Source organism: Chitinophaga sp. 22308, from assembly GCF_052045305.1.
Taxonomy (GTDB): domain Bacteria; phylum Bacteroidota; class Bacteroidia; order Chitinophagales; family Chitinophagaceae; genus Chitinophaga; species Chitinophaga varians_A.
Window position 1 is genome coordinate 1565224 of record NZ_JBQEOP010000001.1, and the last position, 23232, is coordinate 1588455.

Consider the following 23232-nt stretch of genomic DNA (forward strand, 5'->3'; position numbering starts at 1 on the left):
GAATCCTCATTAAAAGAAACTAAAACAAAACGTAGCCCAGGGCTTCAGCCCTGGGAACCCGAATGAACAAAATGAATGGAAATTTGTCTTCATTAACGACGTATCTTCATGATGTATTGATGGCTATATCCTTTACCCTTTAATACCGGAAACATATGCACAGAATAGGTCGTGCCTGTAAACAGTTGTTTGTTTTTCTATTTGTTAGAAAATTGTTTTATCCCCTACACCTCATCGCTTATAAAACCAGCATGTTGGGATTGGGAATTAAGAACCACGAAAACGAACGCGTTTCGGGGGAGCGGGCTTTTATCCGCTACCTGAAGCGGCGGCGCATGCTCTCTTCCGGTGTCGTTTTCGATATTGGCGCCAATGTGGGCAACTACTCCGAAATGCTGCGCAGGCATGGCGTACAGCTGTCCATCTACGCGTTTGAGCCACATCCTGTCGCTTATCAGAAACTGAAGGCCACGGCGTTAAAAAATAATTTTATACCGGTATGGATGGCCGCCGGCGATCATGAAGCTGAAACGGTGATGTATGATTACTCGGGCGCCGGTGGTTCCGAACATGCCAGTATGTACCGGGAAGTGATTGAAACGCTGCACGATGGCGTGGCGGAAGCGGTGGCCATTACCCAGACAACACTGGATGAATATGTTCAGTCCCATCAGATCGATGAAATAGCACTGCTGAAGATAGATACGGAAGGGCATGAGCTACCCGTGCTGAAAGGCGCCCGCCAGTGTATTGCTGCCGGTATGGTGAACGTGATACAAATAGAATTTAATGAGATGAATGTCATCTCCCGTACATTTTTTAAGGATATTATCGATCTCTTGCCAGGATATCATTTTTACCGGTTGTTACCAGACGGGCTACAGCCGCTGGGTAAATATAACCCCGCCCACTATGAAATTTTCTCCTTCCAGAATATCGTTGCCATACGGGCTACGGCGCTTGTAGAATCTCCCGCTCAAAACGTTCCATGATATGATCGATGGCCAGCTGCTCCTGCGCATACCTGCGGGCATTGGCTGCAATGTGACTGATTTCTCCCGCTAAGGCGTCTGCTATGGCGCGACTTAAAGCAGCTGCATCGTCCGCTATAACGGAGATGCCTATACGGTGTTGGCTGATCAGCTGGTGCAACCCCGATCCTTCATTGGCAGTAACAACAGGCACACCGCCTACGGCCAGGATAGTGGTGAGTTTGGAGGGCATCACCAGGTCGCTTGCCTGCCCGCGCTGTATCACCAGGTGCAGGTCGGCCATGTTCAGGAACAGGTTAAAATGCGATGCCGGTTGTAGCGGCAGGAAGGTAACGTGTTCCACCTGCCATTCGGCCGCCAGGGCTTCCAGCCGCTGGCGGTAAGGGCCGTCGCCACAAATCACAAAGCGGATATCGCGGCGATGCTGTAGCTGCCGTGCGGCCAGCAGTACATTCTCCAGACCCTGTTTTTCTCCCAGTGCGCCGGAATACAATATCACTTTGTTATCGGCGGAAAAGCCGAATTTTTCCTTCAGGGCAGCACGGTTGTCGAGTGGAAAGTAGCGGTCTACATCTACCCAGTTTGGGAAGAGCTGTACTTCCCGCGAGGCTTTTACGGCTATGCTGTTTACCATCTGCGGAGAGATGGAGGAAACCACGTCTGCCCGCCGCAGGATGTACTTTTCCAGCCGGAACAGCTGTTGCAGCAGCCACGGTGAGCGCAGCATGCCAAGGCTGCCGGCGGCTTCTATCTGCATATCCTGGATATGGTAAATAAAGCGCGTATTCCGCAGGGATTTATAGGCGGTGGCCAACAGTCCCAGATGGAAAGAGGGGGCTATCGTGATCACCACGTCAAAGCGCCGTTGCAGCAACAGATGCAGCATTTTCCCGAAAGCCGCCAGGCTGAAAGTGAAATCCTGCAATACTCTTTTGCCGCCTGACGGTAAAGCGGGCACATAATGCGGGCAGCGGTACACTTTCACCGGCTTGCTTCCGGCGATGATGATTTCCCTGGAGAAGAAGTACTTCTTAGAACGATAAGACGCATTGATCTTCCATTCAGGATAGTAGGGATATGTGGTAAGCACGGTGCAATGGTAACCTCTGGCCGCCAGCCAGTTGATCAGCTCTCCGTTGTACTTGCCGATGCCATTGGGCTCCGGTGCATAATTACAACTGATCAACAGTACACGTTTGCCGGTCGCGTTATTTTTAGAAAGCATTTTTATCTCCTTTAATCAGGTTTACGATTGTCTGGAATATGATCTGACAGTCGAGCCAGCAGCTGTAGTTTTCAATATACCAGATATCCAGGTTGATACGTTGCTGTTGCCAGTCAACCCGTTCATTTTCTCCCCGGCAGCCGTTTACCTGTGCCCATCCGGTGATGCCGGGCTTCACCAGGTGGCGCAGCATATAGTGTTGTACGGTTTTCTGCAACTCCAGGTGCATGGGCGTTACATGCGGCCGGGGGCCAACAAACGACATCTCTCCTTTCAGTACGTTAAAGAACTGCGGCAGTTCATCCAGGCTGGTATGCCGCAGGAACTTACCGATCCGGGTCACCCGCGGGTCATTGCGGGTGGTCAGCCGGTAGCTGCCGTCGCTGTTCCATTCACTGTTTACCCTCATGGTCCTGAATTTGTAAATAGTCAGCTTTTTGTTTTTGAGCCCCCATCTTTCCTGTTTGTAGATGACCGGTCCGGGCGAGGATATTTTTACAAGGATAGCGATCAGTATAAATAACCAGGAAAAGGTGATGAGCAGAAACAGCGTAAAGCAGATGTCGAACAACCGTTTGAACTGCTGGTTACCGGAATTGTCCAGCGGGGAAGACCGGATAGTGATCACCGGGAAGGAGCCGAAAAGGCTCATGCTTACGGTAGACGTGCAGTGCTGATAGCAGCTGGCGATGATCTTTACGCGTTTGGCGGCTTTTTCGCTGGCCACAATGATGCTTTCCGTTTCTTCCCGGCTGCTTTCCGGAATGGCCAGCACCACATCGTCGATCTCGTGGTTTTCCAGGATATGTCCGAGGGAAGAGAGCGGCCCCAGGTATTTCCCGTTAATTGCCTGGTTAGGCGTATTATCGACAAAGCCTACGCACTGATACCCGAAATGATCGTTGGTGGCGATGGTGTTGTGAAAATTCATAGCGGTTTCCCCTGCTCCGACGATCAGTATATTTTTCATATTGTAACCTCTCATCCTGATGCGCAGGAAGAGTTTTTTGATCATTATTTTGGACAACATCATGCCAATGAACACATAGGCGCTGTATACGCCTATGAAGGCCCTGGGGGAATAGAAAAACTTGAAGAAATAAAAGAGGGTGAAGGTAAGGATACAAATGTGCAATAACAGCGTTTTGATGATCGCCATAAACTCATAGGAAAAGGGGCGGGAACGAAAATCATCATACAGGTGCAGGTAAAGCCCTGTAGCAAGCCAGGTGATCAGGCTGATGCACCATACGGGTATGTTCGACGGGCTGTGAGCGGGATGCTGGAAGGTGCCTACTGTCTCCAGCGCCGCCACGTAGGCCATGGTGAGTACCAGGCAGTCAATAAATTGCCTGAGCAGTAGCGGTACATTGAGCGCGGTTTTCATAATCACAAGTTCATTCGGTTAGGTAATCACATACGGGAGTTTTACCGGTCATTTTGTTTCTGGTACAACAGGTCCATTTGCAGGATCTGCAGGTTGTCTGACTGCAGAAATCCTACCGGTGCTATAAAGTCAAAGCCGAGCGATTTTACAAAATGATGCATTTCATCAAAAAGGGGTTCTCCGTTGTACATGGGGATGAAAGACGTTTCAAACAACAGATAGTCTATTTGCCGGAGGGTGGCGGTGGCGCCGCGCAGCACTTCCTGTTCAAAGCCCTGCACGTCGAGTTTCAGGAGGGTAGGGCTTTTCAGCAGGAGGTCCGGCAGCTGGTCGAGCTGTTTTACCGGGACCATCATCCTGCGGGTATGTGCTGTCTGTGGTTGCAGCTGTATTTGTTTGTCGGACACCTGCAAGGCTGAGCTGGCGTGGGAATACGCGTTGCTGAAGAATTCAAGGCTTCCGTTGCTGCTGCCCAGCGCAAAGTTAAACGTGCGGATAGCAGGGGTTTTCCGGGTATGTTGCTGCAACTGGCTGAAGGTGTCCGGCACCGGTTCAAAAGAATAGATGCGGGCCTGGGGATAACGGTGGGCAACGGCCAGGGCAAACTGCCCTTTATTGGCGCCTACGTCCAGTATGGTGTGCAGCGAGCGGATATAGTGGCCGCAGTTATGGACCAGCTGTGTGGAGGCAATGGACGCGCCTCCCTGAAGGAAGGCTCCGGGCCCCCTTCCCGAGCGGATCATGACTCTGGCGGCATCCGCCATTCTAAACAGGATATTCATGTTCTGAAAATTTATGGTTCCAGCAATGATGATAAAAACCGATTGTTTCTGCGATGGTCTTTTTCCATGAAAACAGGCTGGCCCGCTGATAGCCTTTCTGAACGATCTGTTGCCGGAATGGGTCCGACTCCAGCAGGCGAATGCTCGCGGCGAATGTTTCGGCGTGTGGCGTGGCGCTCAGCAGTCCTGCGTCGCCTACTACTTCGGGCACGGAAGTCCGGTTGCAGCCTACTACCGGGCATCCCGCCTTCATGGCTTCTCCCGGTGGAAATCCAAATCCTTCGTACACAGAAGGGTACAACAAACACACAGCCCTGTTGTACAGGTAGTTCAGCTCCCGGTTGCTGGCCACGACTACCTGCTGGTACCGGCCAGGTATCCGTTGTCGCAGCAGTGCCGCCTCAGTTTTGTTGAACGGCCCTCCGCCGATGGTCACCAGCTGGTACTCCTGCGGCAGCAGTGCCAGCGTGTCTATGGCGGCGCCGAAATTTTTATAGTGGTTGCGGCCTCCCACATACAGTACAAAGGGCCGCTGCGTGAGCCGTGCCGGCAGCCCGGGAGGGGCGGACAGCACATGCGGAAAAAAATCGTCGCTGATGCCATGATATATGACGGTGATTTTAGCGGGATCTGTCTGCGGGTAAAAATGCAACAGCTCCTGCCGCGTGCTGTCGGAAATACAAATGATGCCGTCTGCCTTGCTGATGCCGTATGCTTTCTGCCGTATGTTGACAAGCCCGCGGGGGAAAGGGCTGGCCAACTTCCGCTCATGTGCGAAATCATGCACGGTGAGTATGTTCAGCACATCTTTTTGCGGCGACACCCGCAGGTAGCCGCCATGGAAAACGGCGCCGGCGGGAAGGCGGTACCGGAGCGGCAGATAACGCAGCAAGCCCCGTGGCAGGATACTTTCCCGGATGCAGGGCCAGTGCTGGTACGCTATCTGCCGCTCAAAAACATTGTCAGACGCTTTATTGGCATTCAGCATATACACCGGCAGCCCGCTGTGACAAACGCCTTTCAACAGCTCATGCCAGTATACGGAAACGCCACCGGCCTGCTGAATGGAAAAAACGATATTGTCCAGGTATATCTTCATTGTCTTCACGTTAATAAAGGCTGACGGACCTGTTTCTCTTCCGGCATGGGCTGGCTTAGCATGGCCATGATCAGGAGGAACAAATCTATCTGGCTGAAAAAAAAGCAAACCACTACATACACCAGGTAGTTACGCTGAAAAGGCGGCAACTGCCCGTCGGCCCTCGTCAGCAACCAAAAGAAAAGCAACAGGCCGATCATGCCGAACTCCGCGAGGATATAAAACCACCGCATGTTCAGGTTATGGCCGCCCACGCCTTCCAGCTGTTGCATGTACCGCATCAACCCGGAAAAATAATGGCCGGGTATAAACGTACTGTTGCCCGGGCCGTAGCCGGTCCACAGCAAATAAGGATGGTCCCTGAGAAAATCTACTACGGGCAGCTCCATGTCCCGTTGCAGGGGAATACCCAGTATCTGGTTGTCCCGCTGCCAGTACTGGGTGTCATACCTGCTGACAGACCGCTCCAGCAACATTCGGGCGATAGGCTCGTTCCTGTTTTTCAGGTAGTATTGCATCAGCACATCTTTGGCGCTGGCAATGCTGAGGAAAATGCAGATGATCACGCCCATGCTGGCCAGTGACTTGAAACGTACTGACCGTATGGGTTTTAGCAATAAGAACACAATAGCGCCTGCCACCATATTGATCCAGAATGTCTGGGACGAGGTTTGTACGGCCATCAGGAAAACCCAGAAGGCGGATTTGTATTGGCGGTCACGCAAAAAGAATGGAATAGTCAGGGATATAAAAGCGCAAAAAACTTTCGGTTCGGCAAAGAAGGCCTGTATCCTTACGCCCATAGGGCCGTTGATCTGTTCCAGCATATACCGCTGCTGTAAGCCCAGCAGTTCCCCTAAAGTATCATTGTGCAGCACTACCTGCACAAACAGCTGTAAGATCCCCACGCCAGAGGAATACAGCGCGATCTTTTTCATGGTGCGCCCCAGTCCTTCAAAAGAAATGGTGTCCCGCTCCTGTAAAATCCGGGAACCGATGGCGAACAACGGGAGATAATTCTTCAGATAGAAATAGATCGGCCTGAAATAAAAACCGCTGGTGTTGCCTTCAACAGAGAAGGGGTTTTCATAAACCTGGCTCAGCATCATCACCATCATCTGGGAAATCAGGGGCAGTAAAAGCAACAGCAGGTATTCCCGGCGGATATGCACCCTGCCTGTAAATACCTGGTGGACCTGGCTGATGGTGAGGTATAGGCCAACAAAAAATGATGCGTTGAAAGTAGGGCCTATCATCATCAGGGTGTAGGCCTCAGTGGCAAAAGCATATAGGAGCAGGTCCAGGATGTTGATCCGCTTGCGGTGATAGGCAATAAGCAACCAGGTAGCGATCAGCAAGGGCATACATTCCTTGAAGATTTCCACAAAGAGGTTACTGCTGCGTAGGTCCAGGTAAGCGGTGTCCATTGTTATTTGTTCATTTATTTAGTTTGATAATTTCAGTTTTTTTGTTGCTGATCATCAGTCGCTGGTAAAGCCGGAAGAGAGCAGGATTGCCTTTGATCACATTGCGCACCGTGGTGTACAGGCGACTTGGCGAATACATTATCGAAGCGGCATACTGATCGGCTGCTTCGTCAATGCGGCGCTCTTCCGGATGTATGATGAAGGGTATTTGTCCGTAGTTTATTTTCTTAAACCAGCCGGGCTCGCGCAGCGTATGCGTAGAGGCGTTACCGTAACCGGTGTTCCGGACAAGGCTTACATTGGGCGTGATGGTCCAGCCGTGGTTGAACCACACACTGAGGAACCATTGTACGTCCCAGGTGTCCAACTGTTGATTGCATACGGCTTTCCTGTCGTTTTTGAGCATGGTGCTCAATCCATCGGAAGGGAATCCCTGGTAACGTTGCAGGGTGAAGTCATACTGTTGCCATGCCCTCCTCCAGGATGCCCAGCCCCATACATGCGCAAAGCGGGAGTAGTAATAGGAGGCATGTCCGCGGCGGCGGCCAAACTGAAAGTTGCTGCCGTTGATATGCATCACCGATGTATCGTTACGGTAGTGCTGCAACATGGCAGTGCAGAAAGAAAAAAAAGTAGGGTCTGGCAGGCAATCATCTTCCAGGATAATACCTTCTGTATTGTGTTCAAAAAACCAGTCGATGGCGCTGCTGACAGCCTTGCCACAGCCCAGGTTATGGGAACGGAAGAGCGTTTTTACATCACAGGGCCAGCTGATGGCGGATATGGCAGCCTGCCGTGTTGCCTGACATTGAAGGGTTTCTCCCGGCCTGTCTGCACGGGGGCCGTCTGCTGCGATGTACAGGTGCGCGGGCCGTTGCCTGCGCAGATGGTCCATCAGCTGTTGCACCTTGTCGGGCCGGTTAAATATCAATATCAAAACAGGAGTGTGCATCATAACCATTCATTGCCTTTCAGCCGGTTGTTTTTGAAAAAATAGGTGTAGCAGGTTTTGGCGAAGATGCTGTAGCCCATTTCCCGCATAAAGCCGAGCAGTTCATCATCTTCTTTTTCCATGTTGTAAGGCTCCGACTCCACCAGCACATAAGACGGCCGGTACTTGTCCCAGTTGTTGGAGCGCAGCACTTCGAGGTCCATGCCTTCCACATCGATGGTGATAAAGTCGATGGGGGTGCCGGCAGGGAGGTGAGTGTCCAGTATATCGGCCAGTGGGGCGGTTTGTACCGTTTTCCGGTCAATAACCTGGTAGTCGGGCTTCTGAGTATATTCCGACACTCTTTCTGCGGAAAAGGTATTGAGCGCCGGTTCATTAAAAATGGCGTAAGTCAGTTCCTGTGGTACGCCTGAAACACCCATTTCGAGGTTGGTGTCGCCGGGGCGGTATTTGTTGAACAACGTCTGCATACCGGGTTGCGGATCGACGTTGATGCCCCGCCAGCCTTTGCGGTAAAACAGGTAGGTGTTGGAAAACCGGAACGGGTGGTGTGCGCCTATGTCTACATATACGCCCTTCCTCTTCCTGTTGAAGATACGCCGGAGGATAAGGTCTTCTCCTTCAGAACTATAAGCCACAACCTGGTAGGGGAAGCGCGGGAAGAGCGCTGCCAGGGCCTTTTTGATGATATGTTTTAATCTACTCATGTGGAATTGATTTGTGGGAACCGCTAAACAAATAGGTGTTCCACGATTTGCGCAGGATTTGACTGATATCTGCTACATCCGTATATATCTTTACGGGGTGTAGCATATCGCGGGCGAGCAGCCATGCTTGTCCGCTTTTGTCTTGTACTACCATCATGATGTATACACTGGCATATGCCGCCACGGTAGCAATAGCAGCGCCTTTGCCGCCTGTATGTGGTATCAGCAGCAGATTGATGACAACATTCAGCACCAGGCCTACTACGTTGCCGTACAGGTATAATTTGTATTTCCCTTCTACAAAAAGATATTGCACGATGACCAGCATCAGGAAAACCGGTATAGCGGACCATATGTGGATGCGTAGTATGCCTGCTGCAGTAGCGTAGGCAGAGCCGTACAACAGTTGCATGAGCATGCCGGCGGACAGACTGATGACCACGGCCAGCGACAGGCTGATAAAGCAGGAAATACGCAGCCACCTGCCCAGTGTTTGCAGGTAGGAAGCGTGGCTTTGTTCTTTTTTGCGGAACAGCATCGGCAGCATCGCCGTAGACACTACGGTAGGGAGGGCATACCACAACTCGGAAATGCGTACGGCCACTACATAATTACCCAGTTCTTCCGGTGTGGCCAGCATATTCAGCAGTATGTTGTCCACCTTCATGAACAGCACCACTACGAGGTTGGCCATGATGAGCACCCAGCTATCGCCCAGCAGGCGCCGGGCCATGCGCAGGCTCACCTGCCGCAGCGATGGCGGCGTAAACTGCAGGCTGTATTTTCCCAGTATCCATACATAGGTGGTGACCAGTTCCAGCAGCGTGATCCAGAGGAAAGTGAGCAGCGGTGCGTTGTAAAAAATAGCGATGCATTTGATGGCGCAAAAAACCAGGAATACTGTCACTTTGGGTACTATCACGGTTTTCAGGCTGTTGCTGACCTGGTAAAATCCGTCCATCACGTCAAACGACTGCAGCAGCATGGTGAAGGAGGAGAAGATGATACATAACAGGTATTCCGGTCCCGGGTTCATCAGGTGTACCAGGAAAATGCTGAGCAGCATACAGGCCAGCGCTGCTGTCAGCCGCATAAAGGCGATGGTGCTGACAATGCGGGATGAATCTTCTTCGGAGGCCATCAGTTCCTTGATGACCAGCTTGTCCATGCCCAGTACGGCGATGCTGGCCATGATAGCGCTGAAGGCGATCGTATAGTTCCATATGCCAAACACACGGGGCCCCAGGTGCCTGGCCATCAGGGCCAGCACCAGTATGCCCGGGAAGAGCTTACTTATTTTGTCGATCAGCAGCCAGCTGCTGTTTTCAAATACTTTACGCAATTCGTTTAGCTGTTTTTTTGAAGATGGTCGTCCAGCTGCTCTTACGGTTTTTTCTTTCGTCATACGAATACTTGCCGTAATAGTAGTATGGATAAAAAGTGTCTTGTATGATACCGTTGAATATGAGCCCTTTCTTTTTGAAGAAGGTTTCCTTCATGCTTTCTTCCATGGCTATCAGCCTGGCTTTGTGGGTATAGTTGTACCGGACGGTGAACAGGGTGCAGTCCACATACGTGGCGATGCTTTTAGCGTCTGATACGATGCCTACCGGCGAAGTGTCGATAATGATGTAGTCGAACCGGGTTTTCAGCTCGGCCAGCAGACCGGCCATTCGCGGACTTTCTATCAGTTCAATCGGATTGGGCGGTATGGGACCGGCGGAAACGATGTACAGGTTGTGGGTGCCTGGCACTTCCCGGATGATATCATCGATGGACCTGTTGCCGACCAGGTAGTTGGTGATACCGTTTTTATGGTCCAGGCCAAAGAAGTTGGACAGCTTGGGTTTGCGCAGGTCCATTTCCAGCAGCACCACCTTTTTGTTGTTCACCGTGAGGGAATTGGCAAGGTGGGCAGACAGGAAGGTTTTGCCTTCTCCCGATATACTGGAGGTGAGCATCACAGTGGCAGGTCCTTTATGGTCTGCCAGCAGGAAGCGCAGATTGGTGCGGAGGTTAAAAATCTGTTCCGTGAGCACCGCATGGTTGTTGAGGGAGAAGTCACGTACACCTTCCGTTTGCTGGAAGACCTCGGCGATCACCGGCAGATTAAATACCTGTTCGATTTCTTTGCGGCTGAGGATGCGCGGATTGAGGAAGTATTTGATATATACATAAACGCTGACGGCAACTACCGCCAGTACCGCGAAGCTGATGAAGATCATCGGCTTTTTGGGGCTTACGGGTTTTTCAGGTACGAAGGCCGGCGCAATGACTTTATTGTCTATCACGTTACTGGCGTAGGTGACGGAGGCTTCTTCTTTTTTCTTAAGGAGGTAGAGATAGAGGTTTTCCTTCACGCTTTGTTGCCTTTTGATGTTGACATATTCCCGCGCGTAGGAAGGGATACTGGCTATTTTGCCTTGTATGGCGTTCACTTTCTGTTGTGTGGTATGTTGTGCCACGCCGGCGTTGCGGCGGTAGCCGCTGATATAATCGCGGATGGTGCTGCGGGCGGCGTTTACCTGTGCGTCCACGTTTTGCATCAGGAAGCTGGAGGGCTGTACGGCAAGCGACAGTTTCCGCTGGTCGCGAAGGGCTTCCTCATAACGATTGATCATGCCCGTCAGCGTTTGGTCTACCGTGCCGGTGAGCGGTGTAAAAGGCGTGTTGTTATCGGGGGTATTGATATATTGTTCCACTTCGTCCATGACGGCCATTTGCAGGTTGGCTTCGTTGAGTTTGATGTCGGCGTCTTTTACCTGTTCCAGTGCCAGTTTGGAACTGGCATCGATATCGGTGATGCCGCGTTGCACCTTAAATTGTTCTTCCGTGCGTTCCAGCAGTCCGAGTTCTTCTTTCAGCGAATCGATGCGGGTATTGAGGAAGTGGATGGTTTTTACGCCGGCTTTGTTTTTATCACTGAGCGTATAGTCGTTGTATTCGTCCAGCAGTGCGTTGAGAAAATCGGCGCTTCGCCGGGCCACGGGGTCCTTATAGGTGATCACGATCACCGTGGCGTCGCGGTTGACGAGCGCGGTGGTGATATCATCGACTGATTTGTATGCCAGTTCAATGGCGGAATCCACTTCAATGCGGCAGGTGCTTGTTTCGGAAAGTGACATCGGGCCGGACTGCAGGGAGAAGGTGTCTTTCCCGATGGCGAAAGGAACATTGGGCGCCACGGTGAAGTGCAGGGTACGCTTGTCTTTGCCCATGCGTGCTTTCACGTCAAAGTCCTGCCGGATGCGGGACACATCGAACGTATAATTGCCGGTGCGGGAGCTGTCGCTCAGTACCTGTATAATGATAGGTGATTTAGGGTACCATTCTTTATCCTGCAGATGTTGCGGCGTAAAATACCGGACGTTGAAATGATTGCTGCTGATGACCCGTTGTAGCAGGATGGGGGAGTGCAGCACTTCCATTTCGTTTTCCATGTTTTTACCGCTTCCCAGCAGGGAGAGGGATTTGAGCACGTCTGTTTCCTCGCCGTTGCCTTTTTTTTCATCTTTCAGGTACAGGCGGGCCGACGACATATAGGACGGCGGTGTATACCGCAGATAGGCCCATCCCGCTGCTATGGCGAGCAGAACGGCCAGCAGGTAAAGGGGCCAGTGAAAGAGCATTTTCCTGAACAGGTCGCCAATGTCGATGGCGGCCGGCCGGTTGTGGATTGCTTTGAGCGGTGCCATGGTACCTTTTTTTTCATTTACTGAGAAGAATGATCGTAGTCGCCAGTGAAATAGCACTGAGTATGACGGGCAGCAGCTGTACCAGTTTCGACGTAGGGAACTGTTTGCCCGGTCCGGGTTTGATGTACACTACGTCATTATTGGCCAGATAGAAATACGGTGAGCTCATTGTTTTACTGTCGTTCAGGTTGAGCGAGGTGTAATATCTCACGCCGTCTGTTTCGCGGATGACCATTACATCTTTCCTGTCGGCGGAGGTGTTCATATCACCTGCCATGCTGAGCGCATCGAGGATGGTGGTCCTTTCGTTGCCCACTCTGAAGGAGCCGGGATGTGCCACGTCCCCGAGCACCGAAATCCTGAAGCTGACCATGCGTGTGGAGACATACACGTTTTTCAGGGTTTTCGACAGTTCGGTCGTCACCATCTCATCGATCGTTGCGGTGGTTTTGTTTCTGACGAACAACCTGCCGGCGATGGGCATCCGGATATATCCGGCGCTGTCTACGAGGTATCCCTGATCGATGCCTGTGCCTGAAGGGCCGGGCGCACCCGGGGGATTGGGATTGAGGAGTTGTGTGACGTCCTTGTCCGGGGTGCTGACGATGATCTGTAAGACATCTCCTGACTGGATTCTCAGCTGTGGATACCGTGCAACGGAGGTGTGTCCGGTAGCGTCAGCGATGTCGTTGAAGTAAGTTATCTTCTTGCTGCCGGTGCATCCTGCCATCAACATGGCCAGGATCAGCAAGGTCATGCGAAATGACTGCATACGGGTACCTGATGCTTTTAAGTGTGAACTACGGATTAATATATCGGGGCCGTCCAGTGCTTTTCACTGTGGCACGCATAAACTTCAGGATGCCAATATGCCTTTCCGCCGCGAAAGCGTGGCTTGCCGGATTTTGTCCTGTGCCGGCTGTTCAAAATAATAGTAAACGGCCAGGCTCAGGAGAATGACCATGCTGATAAAAGCGATCATCACCCAGGGAGTAAGCAGCAGGCGGCGGTCCAGGTGCAGCTGTTGCATGGCGAGGACCGTTGCTATCTGCAAGGGAAAATGCAGCAGGTAAATTGCATAGCTGCAATTGCCGAGAATAGACCAGCGGCGGTGAAAGGGCCGTACGGCGGTTTCCAGCAGCACCAGCGATAAGATGGTGCAGGGGGCTACCGTGACCCTGAACAACAGGTTTCTGACAACACCATATGCTTCGGCGGACTGCTCTGCGCTGAGACCAGGGCGTAGCCTGCCGATGTTGTTTGTCCATGCCTGTTGAAGGAAAGGATAATAATAGTAAGATATAATGACCACCGCCCAGAGAACGATAGTAACTATACTGATAACCCGGAAATAGGTGCGAATGTTTTTATGTTGTACCAGATAGTTGTAAACATAATATAAAAGGGCCCCCAGGAAAAAGGAAAAAACACCTTTCCCGATAAGCAGGGTATAATGTTGCATGAGCGCGCCTGCAGGGATGAGCAGCAACAGTAACGCTTTATTGGTATGCCATCTCAGTTTGCAAATCAGAAAAAATAACAGGTAGAGAAATATTTCTACCGACACAGACCAGGAAGGTGCATTAAAAGACGGCCCGACTTCAAATCCCCAATTCTGAATAAAGAGAACGTTCAGCAAAAAGTGATACGTGTCATTATACTGGATCACAAAATAATGCCCCATCCTTTGCCATACCAGTGGCTGTAAAACGGCTACTATCAACAGTGTTGCGAAGTGAAGCGGATATAGTCTTGAAAACCGGTATATCCAGAACTTTCTGAAATCTATCTTGCCGCTTGCAATAGCATTGGCATATAACCAAAAGAAAATGAAACCCGAGAGCTGAAAAAAGATATCTACCGACACCATGCCATGTGTGTAGAAAAGAGATAATGCAGAATAGAAGGGCAGGGACTTGTTTAGTTCACCGCCGGTCGTAAATACGTCGTTAGGGTAAAAAAACATTTGCCAATGAAAGAGGACGACAATCAAGGCCGCGATGCCCCTGAAAGCATCCAGACTATGAAAATAGGTCGGGACAACAGGGCAGCGGTTCTTCTCCATAGAAAGAATGGTTAGAGGTTAATCAAATCGGGTTTCCTGTGATATGGAAGTTAACAAGAAAACGAACGCAATAGCAGTGCGTAGAACTAATGAATAAAATAATCAGGATGGAGGCAAGTGAACAAAATGAATAAGCAGCGTGTGCCGTAAGGAAAGATTCGTTACCTTTAGGGCAGCAATCTGTGCAATTTAAAAAAAATACAGATCTGAAAACTATAGGTCTGAACTTCCAATAGGCGAACATGAAATACAGGATCGACTTCAGAGGGCCCGAAAAAACAATACGCTATACCGCTGTTTGCAACTCCACACTGGAAGTGGAAACATTACTCCGGCAAGTACTGCAGTATGACTGGTCAGACGAGAACGGCGCTTATGCCATGACGCTGTACGATCTCTCGTCAGGTGAAGAGCAGGTGGTGCATGTGTATCGGTTTAAAATGGAACCACCTTATACCAAAGCAGCTTTTGAAGCAATGAACAACAGGTCGTAAAAAAGCCCCGGCGAACGTTGCCGGGGCGGTACTTCATTAACCCAATATTTCCACTTCTTCCGGGATAACAAAAAACAGCGTGCATCCGATAGGACTGCTAACTGAATGTTTGAATCCTGGCGGTGTATACAGGTAGTCGCCGGCTGTCAGGGTAGCGTGTTCTAGTACGGCCTCTCCGCTTAATACAAAAATTTCTTCGCCGGCAGGATGGTTATGGTAAGGATAGGTGGCTCCTGGTTCAAACTTCAATAAGATGGTTTTGGAGCGCTGGCTCTCTTCGTCGTATCGCAGGGACTTTACAAAGATGCCTTTATAGTGTATGCCATTTTCAACAAGTGGTTGCCAGTCCTGCTGGGTGCTGCGGGTAATGTAGTGGTTAATGTCTGTATGCATAATTAAGAATTTAAAAGTTGATCAATGCTCCAGCGGTAGCCGGGGAGGGTGGCCAGCATAAAAGCGCCGGCGCTGAAAGCGAATACGGAATAATCCAAAGGCTCTTTCAGGCCGAAGGACCAGGCCATAGCTATTCCGAAGCATAATGTCAGCATCATGGCGCTGACGGCTGCCAGCTGGGTTTTAAATCCAGCCAGCAGTAATATGCCGAGTGATGTTTCCAGTATGGTGGCGATGACCGCTATCGTGGGTATGATACGGGCAGGCGCAAAGGAATTGACCTGCGCGGTGTATTGCAGAAAGCTCTGCCAGCCGGAAGAATGGCTGCCCCAGAGCCCCAGCCTGCTGGCTACGGCCGAAAGGAACCCGGTCCCCAGTGAAAGCCTTAACAGTAAGGCGGCGATGTCCTGATATGATTTCATGTACTGTTTGTTTTTGACAGTACAAAGTTGGCATTTCAGGGGTAGTTAGAAAATAGAGAATCCTGCAAAAAACATGTAATATTTAAAGGGCATACTGCTCTTTATATTGTTTGGGAGATAATTGGGCCTGTTTTTTAAAGAAATTGGAGAAATAAAAAGGATCATTGAACCCCAGTTTGTAAGCAACCTCCTTGACGGAAAGATCGCCGTAAGTCAGCAGCCGCTTGGCTTCCGAGGTGATGAGGCCATATATCACGTTCTGGGCTGTTTTGCCGGCATGCAGGCGGGCCAGTTCATTGAGTTTGGCTTCTGTGGTGCCCAGCAGGGAGGCCAGTTCCTTCGGCGCGTAGTTGTGTTCAAAGTTGTTGCGTACGGCCTCCAGGAATTTGAGGAAGAGGGCGTCCGGTTTCCATATTTCATCGCCGCGCTGCACCTTGGCCCTGTTGATGGCCACCAGTATCAGCGTAATACGGCTGTGGACAGAAATCAGGTACTGATAGGGCTGTTGCGCTATTTCTTCCTGTATGAGCGCCAGTTGCGCGTCCGCCACGCCTTGGCCGACGGGTATCACTTCATTCATCGCGAAATGACAGAAAAGGCCGTTGTGGAAAATCAGTTCTATATCATTATCGTCCTTACAGAAGAAGTCAAGCGTAAATTCCAGCAGGTGGCCGGTAGCCTGATGATTTTCGCGGATATGGTGTATCTGGCCCGAGGTGATAGTGATCACGTCGCCGGCGCCCAGCTTAAAGTCACGGTGGTCAACGGAAATGACCAGGGAACCGGTATGGCAATATAACAGCACGTACCGCATTACGCGGCGTGGCTTGTCCGGAAGAAGAGATGGTTCAAGTGTGGTGATGGTGATCATCGACATAAATGGAAGATACTATTTTACTTGTATGGAAGCAGCCAGTTGTTTAAAGTATTGAAGGTCGCGCGTAGCGTCTTTTTTGCTGATGGCCTGCAGCACGATGGCCTGATCGCCTTTCACGACCACGCAACAGTAGGCGGTCACCGGTTTGTCTTTCAGCTGTCCCTGTATTTCCAGCTGATAAGCTTCGTTGTTATTGATGCGGTCATTGATTTCCGCTTTGGTTTCCGGTGCAGTAAGGCCATATTCCCGGAATTTGCCGACCATGAGCGCGGCGATTTCCTTTGGCTTGGCGGTATTGTCATTGGGGAACTGGGCCACCATCACGAACGGTCCGTCCGGATCATCTTTGGTGTCCATGCCATTGATGGTGTAGATGTACAGGCTGGCGGCATATTTAAAGAACCGGAAAGGCGTATTGCTGGTATCGATGGTGAAATTGGCCGTTTCAAAAGGGTCGATCTTCTGCTGCGGGTCGTACCAGATGGTGCGGAGGCTGGCCAGCATCTCTTTACCGGCGGCCTCGTTGCCGGTGGGGTATACTGCCATTACAGAGGTGGAGAAGGTAGTGTCCCCGAAAACAAGTCCAAGCGTAATATGCGTAGGAGCGCCCTGGGCGGCCACAAACTTCGCCGGATAGCCATCGATCTTCAGCTCCTGGTAGTTATACACTGTAGCGCCTTTTTCAATAAAAGCCTCTTTGCTGAAAGACGCTGCGTTGGTATAGAAGTTCCCTCCCGGCAGGTCGTACACGTTGATCATACCTCTCTCTTTGTGATGCAGCCCGATGAAATTTTTAGCGATGTCATAGTGTGCCGGCGGAATGATGTAGAGATGAGTACCGGGGATACGGACATGCCGGGCTGTTTTGGTATTGCGGATAACGCTGTCCAGTTTGTACTGGGAACGGGCGCCGACGGCAATGCACAAGAGCAGGCAAAGAGTCAGGAGAGGTTTCATGTGTGATCGTTTACTATCGGAAATCATGACAGGGCGGGAGAAAAAGGAACCCAACCAGTTGGCAGGGAATGTTTCATAAAACTCCGGCGGCATAAATGTCGGATTTTATTTTCATTTTCTGATGCCCGTGTTGTAGCAGGCTGATGGACGGGAGGACAGTAACTAAAAGGCCCAGCAACAGAGGTTGCAGGGCTTTAAATTTTGTTATTACGCCGCACTGTTACGCTACTGTGATTTTAAGGACCGGCATAATCCGGTCCGTGAATGGGAATAAGCTGTCGCCATTACTCCCGGAAGTAGTGCATGATAATCTTACTGATCGTATCAGCCCTGTTGAATACCATGAGATGCCCGCCGCCTTTAATACGGTAATCAGGATGTACCAGCCTGCTGGCAATCACCCTGTCGGCTGTCCCATGTACCTGAATGGTGTGTTCGGGTGGTTGTTTGTTTTCCCAGTGAGAAATACTTTTCAGCGCCCAACGGAAAAAATAAATATCTGTGCCCTGTAGTAACTCCTTTAGCGCATCCTTGTCCATTTTAGTACGGGCGCCAAAGTAGCTATAGGTTAAAAAATTCATGCGCTTTAACAGGAAGCGGGGGACTAACCTGTATAAGCCCAGTCTCATGAAAAAAAACTGGAACTTGCTCAGCTCATCTTTTGTTCTGGCGGAGGAGATCAATACCATTTTTTTTGTGTTCACCAGTTTGGACACTTCCACTGCCACGATGCCACCAAAGGAAACCCCGATGATATACGGATTTTCAATAGTAATCTGGTCTTTTATCCTGGCGGCGTATTCTGTGATGGTTTCGTCTGGCGACGAGGGTACCCAGTTGATATATACTTTATGGTAGCCGGGAAGCTCCAGGTTCCTGAATAAACTGGAGTCGGCCCCAAGCCCGCTAAAAAGGTAGATGGTTTTTTGTTCGTCTTTGGCGGTAGCTGCAGAAGGTTGAGAAAATCCCCTGAGACTGCAGCATATCAATAAAACAGAAAAAATCACTTTCACACGTTGCGACATAAAATTCTTCACTTCTTGCCCGATAGACATGGTTATTAACGAATGCAATTAAAAAGTTGAACTATTAAAATATGGATTTTATTTAATCCGTATCGGCAGAGTTAGCATAAAATAGTATGGGTGCTTAGGCGTGAGCAGTATTAACAGGGATATTGCCGGGTATCACCAGCAATTGATAGAACCGGCGCAAAACTATAAAATATCTGTTTGAATGCAAAGTTAATCTGTCTGAATGCATTCAGTGTATTATGTGAATATTTATATGTTTCTGATTATCAATTGTGTTGGTATGAGAAACGCTTTAGAAGCGCTGCGGCCGGAAGCGTACCGGTCCCGGGCCGGGTGTTAGCGCGCGGCCCAACAAAATCCGGTTGTCCAGTGTTATTTTTTCTCTATCAGTATCTGACAAACCCTATTACTGTTAAAATATCAAAGCGTGATTATGGAACGAGGAAAATTATATGTCCAATATGGCAGCGGCCCTTTTTCGGCGCCGCCGGGCTGGAAAAATTTTGACGCTTCCCCGACACTCAGGCTGCAGCAGTTGCCGCTGATCGGGTCTTTGTTGAAAAAGCGGATGCATGTGGCTTTTCATCCCGACGTGATCCAGGGCGATATTATTACAGGATTGCCCGGTATTGAGGAGAACTCCTGTGATGGTGTCTATTGCTCGCATGTGTTGGAGCATCTGTCGTATGAGGACTGTATCACCGCTATCCGTAATACCTACCGCATACTAAAGCCCGGTGGCTATTTCCGCTGCGTATTGCCCGACCTGGAAACGGCGGCAAGGAAGTATATAGACAACCTGCATGGGGAAGACCAGGAAGCAAATGTGAAATTTATGGAAGAAACCCTGCTGGGGCGGCAACAGCGGCAGCGTGGCATCCGTCAGCTGGTGCAGTCGGCTTTCGGTAACAAGGAGCACCTCTATATGTGGGACCACATCTCGCTGGCCCACCAGTTGCAAAAAGCGGGTTTCAGAAAAGTTCGCCGCTGTTCGTTCAACGACGCTACCGACGGCATGTTCCGGCTGGTGGAGGAGAAGACGCGTTTTGACAACGCAGTGGCATTGGAGGCTGCGAAATAATTCTGCAGGCGCCGATGATGCTCCGGTATATTTTTATGATCAATTTGTGAGTGGCTGTTGGTATGTCTCATATATGATATGAAGAATATAACGGTGCAGAATGTACGTATAATAGTGGTGTTTGTTTTGCATGTTAAGATACCCTTAATTAGATGCTACTGATGATTTATTTCAGTAGTGTTTTGTAGCACCTGATCTTATATACCCAATGTTGGGTATTTTTTAATGTTATGAATCCTATGTATGTTGCAGTACTGCGAAAAGTAGCAGTGGTAATGGGTTCGCTGCAAGAATAGTTTAAAATTTTATCAGCGATAATCTTTGTCGTTACAATTTTTTTTCTATAGATTTGTGAAGTACGATTGCAGGATCAGCGTTGATGAAATATAAATTCAGTCGAGAGATTTTGTAAGCCCGAAGGGAACCCCTACGTCTTTTGATCGTTAACCTTCCATCCTGGATTGATCGTAAATATTCAAAATAGCCAAAAAGTTTCTTTTTCTTTTTTTGTTTTCGAGGCTGTGTAGAGCGCCAACGTTTCCTTCTTTTGTCTATTAGTGCCTTATGGGGCAATCGTTCCATGAAGGTCCTATGCCGGAAAATATCGTGTAAGTTTTTTGCTAAGATTTGCAGATTGCCTCTGTCACTATTTAATTTTTAGAATAAAGACCACTGTTCGTTATGAATATGTTGTCAATGGACATCGCTGTCCCTGGTGGAAGGGGCGGCCGTGTGTTGCGTGGCAATGTATTGGTGATGAAAAGTATATAACGTTGTTTTCCAGAGACGATTAACTGTTCGTTTAGCATTGTCTGCTTGAGTGGAGAGTGTGTGTTGATTTCTGGTAGTCACATTGGATTAAGAAAAAACGGATATATGAGGAATTATATGAAACGCTGTTATGCGCATACAGACCGGTATGCGCACACAAGGCCGAACGCGCATGTAAGCCAACAATGCGCAGTCCCGATCCCGACGAATGCTCACAGGTGTCTAAACCCCTTATTGTTTGCATAACGTAGGTTGATATTGGATATCATCCATGTCAATGTAATACATCATTTTATAGACAGTGCAATAAAAGCGTTGCTTGTGATGCCAACACAATCAGCGTGAAGGATTGCATGTCTTGCTATTGCCGTCCATGAAATAATTGGATGGAATTAATACGAAAAAAATCGTCTTAATGAGGAAATGTATTTTTTTAATGGCTGCATTCACAGCACTGTATGCGACGGGTTGGGGACAGGGAAAAGTTCAGCTGAAAGGATTTGTAAAGGATACCGCCAGCCATCCGTTTGAGTTTGCGGTAGTATGCCTGGTAGATGCAGGAGACACCGCAAAAAACAAATGTGTGTTTTCCGGGACCGATGGTACTATTGCCTTTTCCGGTGTTTCAGCAGGACGTTACTTTCTTAAAACAAGTTATACAGGTTATATGCTGTCCAGAACGGACGTTTTTGTGGTCAGCGCCGGTACAGGAGATACCATCGTTTTGCCGGATATCGTGTTAAAACAGGATGCCGCGAAAATGCTGAAGGAAGTATCTGTTACAGCACAAAAACCATTGATTGAGAAAAAGATAGACCGCGTGGTGGTGAACGTGGAAAACAGTGTTATCGCAAAAGGGAATACCGCGCTGGAAATACTCCAAAGCGCGCCAGGGGTAGCGGAGTCCAAAGATGGCAATTTATCGCTCAGGGGAAAAGAAGGAACAATGGTGCTGATCAATGATAAACCAACCTATCTTTCTGCCGCTGATCTTGCCGAACTTTTACGTAATACACCGGGAACAAATGTTCACGCTATCGAACTGATCACAAACCCACCTGCCAAATATGAAGCACAGGGCACCGGAGGCATCATCAACATAAAAATGAAGACCAACAAGACCCTTGGCTTTAATGGCACGGTAAATGCCATGGGCGGATATGGAAAGTACTATAAGTGGAATACTGGTGTGACTGTCAATTTCAGGACAAAGAAAACCAATCTGTCTGTTAACTATATTACTTCCGGTAATCAGCGGTTTAATGATCAAACAGTAGAACGGACCAATATCAACAAAGACCTGATAACACGGTTCGATCAGGAGGCAGACAGGGTGCGGCGCATCGGCTACAACCACTTCAACGTGTCTATGGAATATTTTCCGAATGACAGAAGCGCCTTCCGCATCTTTGCCGATGGCTCTTTCATTAACGCCACACAGACACTGTACAACAATACACGTATCAGCAGGGAAACCGGAAAACCGGATTCCTCTTATGAGTCGGTAGCCCCTCTTAAAAGCGACTATGGAGATTACAGGTATGGCGCTTCCTATGAATACAAGCTGGACACCACCGGCAGCACACTGGGACTTGATTTTAACGCAGGCCGTTTTGATTCCCGGGAGGTAACGCAATATAACAACGCCTACTATCTGCCCGACAGAAAACCATTACGGCAGGCAGATACCTTAAGGATTAGTTCACCTGTCAAGATAGACATCTACTCTTTTAATACAGATTACTCGCGCCCGTGGCTTGATCGAAAACATGTGCTGGATGCGGGTATGAAGGTCACCTATATTAAAACCAATAATAACTTCGGATATGATTCGCTCAGAAACGGCACCTTCTTCCCGACAGTATTCAGCAATCATTTTATCTATAGGGAAAATGTCAATGCAGGTTATGTAAATTATAATTTCAAAGGCGACAAAACAGCAATACAAGCCGGTCTTCGCGTAGAGCAGACAAATTCGGAAGGCATTTCCGCCGACGCCGGCGAAGGTGTAAAACGACATTATATAGATTTCTTCCCATCCGCTTTTATAGACCGGAAGCTGTCTGCGGCAAGCACACTTAACCTGGCTTATAGCAGAAGGATTGACCGTCCGAGTTATGAGGACCTTAATCCGTTTGTCTATTTTCTTGACCAGTTCACATTCAGTCAGGGGAATCCTTATCTGAAGCCGCAGTATAGCAATTCCTTTGAATTAAACTATACGTTGCTGGACACGTATAACGCCAGTGTAAGTTATGTAAGGGTGGGCCAGGTAATGAGCGAGGTAGTAAAGACAGACCCTGTGTCTAAAACACTTGTTTTTTCTTTTGATAACCTGGCGAGAGAAGACATATTTTCCTTTGCATTGACTTTGCCCGTCAGCTTTACGTCATGGTGGTCAGGCCTTGTTTTCTTTAATGCCAACCTTAACCACATCGTTACACCAGACTTTGACGGTGTGCCACTCGACGCCCGCCGGGCATCCTACAATTTTAATGTCAACCAGACAATAAACATTGATAAAGCAACGAAATGTGAAGTGAATTTTGGGTATCAGTCCCCCTATATTACCGGGACGGTTTTTTATAATAAACCCCAGTATGGTCTTGATTTCGGAGTGTCAAGGACCATCAGCCGGCACTTTAGTGCAAGCCTTTCGGTGAAAGATATTTTATATACCCGCGCCCGGTATTTTACCAGTTTATTGCCAAATCAACAATATCAATACCACCAAAGACTTGAAACCAGGATCGCTCGTCTGACGCTGACTTACAAGTTCGGGAACAGCAAGATTCCCAAAGCAAAAAACAATTCCAGTGCCTCAGAAAAGGAGATGAACCGCATCAAAGGTGCCAACTAACAGTCAGAATTT

Annotated in this window: 20 protein-coding genes; 4 read left to right on the forward strand and 16 right to left on the reverse strand. The window is 49.3% G+C overall.

Annotated features, from left to right (window positions below):
* Nucleotides 1–251 precede the first annotated feature (251 nt).
* Nucleotides 252–992 carry an FkbM family methyltransferase gene (locus ACTJJS_RS06605; RefSeq protein WP_343746978.1) on the forward strand — a complete coding sequence of 247 codons (741 nt, stop codon included), beginning with the start codon at nucleotides 252–254 and terminating at the stop codon, nucleotides 990–992.
* On the opposite strand, the gene ACTJJS_RS06610 is transcribed toward ACTJJS_RS06605, so the two are convergent.
* From ACTJJS_RS06610 to ACTJJS_RS06660, 11 genes are all read right to left on the reverse strand, one after another.
* Nucleotides 952–2217, reverse strand: a complete 1266-nt coding sequence (locus tag ACTJJS_RS06610) for a WcaI family glycosyltransferase (protein WP_440662950.1) — start codon at nucleotides 2215–2217, stop codon at nucleotides 952–954. The two genes, ACTJJS_RS06605 and ACTJJS_RS06610, sit on opposite strands and share 41 nt — an antisense overlap.
* A complete protein-coding gene (locus tag ACTJJS_RS06615; protein ID WP_440662951.1) occupies nucleotides 2207–3604 on the reverse strand; it encodes an undecaprenyl-phosphate glucose phosphotransferase in 1398 nt (465 codons plus the stop codon). Before ACTJJS_RS06615 ends, ACTJJS_RS06610 begins: the two co-directional genes overlap by 11 nt.
* Before the next feature lie 41 nt (nucleotides 3605–3645).
* Nucleotides 3646–4386: an FkbM family methyltransferase gene (locus ACTJJS_RS06620; RefSeq protein WP_168868747.1), complete on the reverse strand. Its 741-nt coding sequence runs from the start codon at nucleotides 4384–4386 to the stop codon at nucleotides 3646–3648.
* Nucleotides 4370–5485 carry a glycosyltransferase family 4 protein gene (locus ACTJJS_RS06625; RefSeq protein ID WP_440662952.1) on the reverse strand — a complete coding sequence of 372 codons (1116 nt, stop codon included), beginning with the start codon at nucleotides 5483–5485 and terminating at the stop codon, nucleotides 4370–4372. Before ACTJJS_RS06625 ends, ACTJJS_RS06620 begins: the two co-directional genes overlap by 17 nt.
* Before the next feature lie 5 nt (nucleotides 5486–5490).
* On the reverse strand, nucleotides 5491–6912 hold the full coding sequence (locus ACTJJS_RS06630; RefSeq protein WP_440662953.1) for an O-antigen ligase family protein: 1422 nt from the start codon (nucleotides 6910–6912) through the stop codon (nucleotides 5491–5493).
* 10 nt (nucleotides 6913–6922) lie between these two features.
* Nucleotides 6923–7867 carry a glycosyltransferase family 2 protein gene (locus tag ACTJJS_RS06635; RefSeq protein WP_440662954.1) on the reverse strand — a complete coding sequence of 315 codons (945 nt, stop codon included), beginning with the start codon at nucleotides 7865–7867 and terminating at the stop codon, nucleotides 6923–6925.
* Nucleotides 7864–8571, reverse strand: a complete 708-nt coding sequence (locus ACTJJS_RS06640) for an FkbM family methyltransferase (protein ID WP_440662955.1) — start codon at nucleotides 8569–8571, stop codon at nucleotides 7864–7866. Before ACTJJS_RS06640 ends, ACTJJS_RS06635 begins: the two co-directional genes overlap by 4 nt.
* Complete coding sequence (locus tag ACTJJS_RS06645; RefSeq protein ID WP_440662956.1) at nucleotides 8564–9913, reverse strand: flippase; 1350 nt, start codon at nucleotides 9911–9913, stop codon at nucleotides 8564–8566. Before ACTJJS_RS06645 ends, ACTJJS_RS06640 begins: the two co-directional genes overlap by 8 nt.
* Entirely contained in the window at nucleotides 9906–12266 is a 2361-nt protein-coding gene (locus tag ACTJJS_RS06650; protein WP_440662957.1) for a polysaccharide biosynthesis tyrosine autokinase, read from the reverse strand. The genes ACTJJS_RS06645 and ACTJJS_RS06650 overlap by 8 nt, the downstream gene beginning before the upstream one ends.
* A gap of 13 nt (nucleotides 12267–12279) precedes the next feature.
* Complete coding sequence (locus ACTJJS_RS06655) at nucleotides 12280–13038, reverse strand: polysaccharide biosynthesis/export family protein (RefSeq protein WP_440662958.1); 759 nt, start codon at nucleotides 13036–13038, stop codon at nucleotides 12280–12282.
* 84 nt (nucleotides 13039–13122) lie between these two features.
* A complete protein-coding gene (locus tag ACTJJS_RS06660; protein WP_440662959.1) occupies nucleotides 13123–14331 on the reverse strand; it encodes an acyltransferase family protein in 1209 nt (402 codons plus the stop codon).
* 242 nt (nucleotides 14332–14573) lie between these two features.
* On the opposite strand from ACTJJS_RS06660, the gene ACTJJS_RS06665 reads away from it, so the two are divergent.
* Nucleotides 14574–14825 carry a hypothetical protein gene (locus tag ACTJJS_RS06665; protein ID WP_343746986.1) on the forward strand — a complete coding sequence of 84 codons (252 nt, stop codon included), beginning with the start codon at nucleotides 14574–14576 and terminating at the stop codon, nucleotides 14823–14825.
* A 36-nt stretch (nucleotides 14826–14861) separates the two neighbouring features.
* Here the strand turns inward: ACTJJS_RS06665 and ACTJJS_RS06670 are convergent, their stop codons facing one another.
* From ACTJJS_RS06670 to ACTJJS_RS06690, 5 genes are all read right to left on the reverse strand, one after another.
* The gene (locus ACTJJS_RS06670; RefSeq protein ID WP_168868737.1) at nucleotides 14862–15218 is read right to left on the reverse strand and encodes a cupin domain-containing protein; all 357 of its coding nucleotides are present in this window, start codon (nucleotides 15216–15218) and stop codon (nucleotides 14862–14864) included.
* Between the two features lie 2 nt (nucleotides 15219–15220).
* A complete protein-coding gene (locus ACTJJS_RS06675; protein WP_440662960.1) occupies nucleotides 15221–15640 on the reverse strand; it encodes a DoxX family protein in 420 nt (139 codons plus the stop codon).
* Nucleotides 15641–15722: 82 nt separating this feature from the next.
* The gene (locus ACTJJS_RS06680; protein WP_440662961.1) at nucleotides 15723–16517 is read right to left on the reverse strand and encodes a helix-turn-helix domain-containing protein; all 795 of its coding nucleotides are present in this window, start codon (nucleotides 16515–16517) and stop codon (nucleotides 15723–15725) included.
* Nucleotides 16518–16529: 12 nt separating this feature from the next.
* A complete protein-coding gene (locus ACTJJS_RS06685) occupies nucleotides 16530–17474 on the reverse strand; it encodes a hypothetical protein (RefSeq protein ID WP_440662962.1) in 945 nt (314 codons plus the stop codon).
* 284 nt (nucleotides 17475–17758) lie between these two features.
* Nucleotides 17759–18529, reverse strand: a complete 771-nt coding sequence (locus tag ACTJJS_RS06690) for an alpha/beta hydrolase (protein WP_440662963.1) — start codon at nucleotides 18527–18529, stop codon at nucleotides 17759–17761.
* Between the two features lie 412 nt (nucleotides 18530–18941).
* Here ACTJJS_RS06690 and ACTJJS_RS06695 point away from each other — a divergent pair, with 412 nt between their 5' ends.
* Together ACTJJS_RS06695 and ACTJJS_RS06700 are read left to right on the forward strand one after the other, a co-directional pair.
* Nucleotides 18942–19589: a class I SAM-dependent methyltransferase gene (locus ACTJJS_RS06695; protein ID WP_168868732.1), complete on the forward strand. Its 648-nt coding sequence runs from the start codon at nucleotides 18942–18944 to the stop codon at nucleotides 19587–19589.
* Between the two features lie 1207 nt (nucleotides 19590–20796).
* Nucleotides 20797–23220 carry a TonB-dependent receptor domain-containing protein gene (locus ACTJJS_RS06700; protein ID WP_440662964.1) on the forward strand — a complete coding sequence of 808 codons (2424 nt, stop codon included), beginning with the start codon at nucleotides 20797–20799 and terminating at the stop codon, nucleotides 23218–23220.
* The last annotated feature ends 12 nt before the right edge of the window (nucleotides 23221–23232 follow it).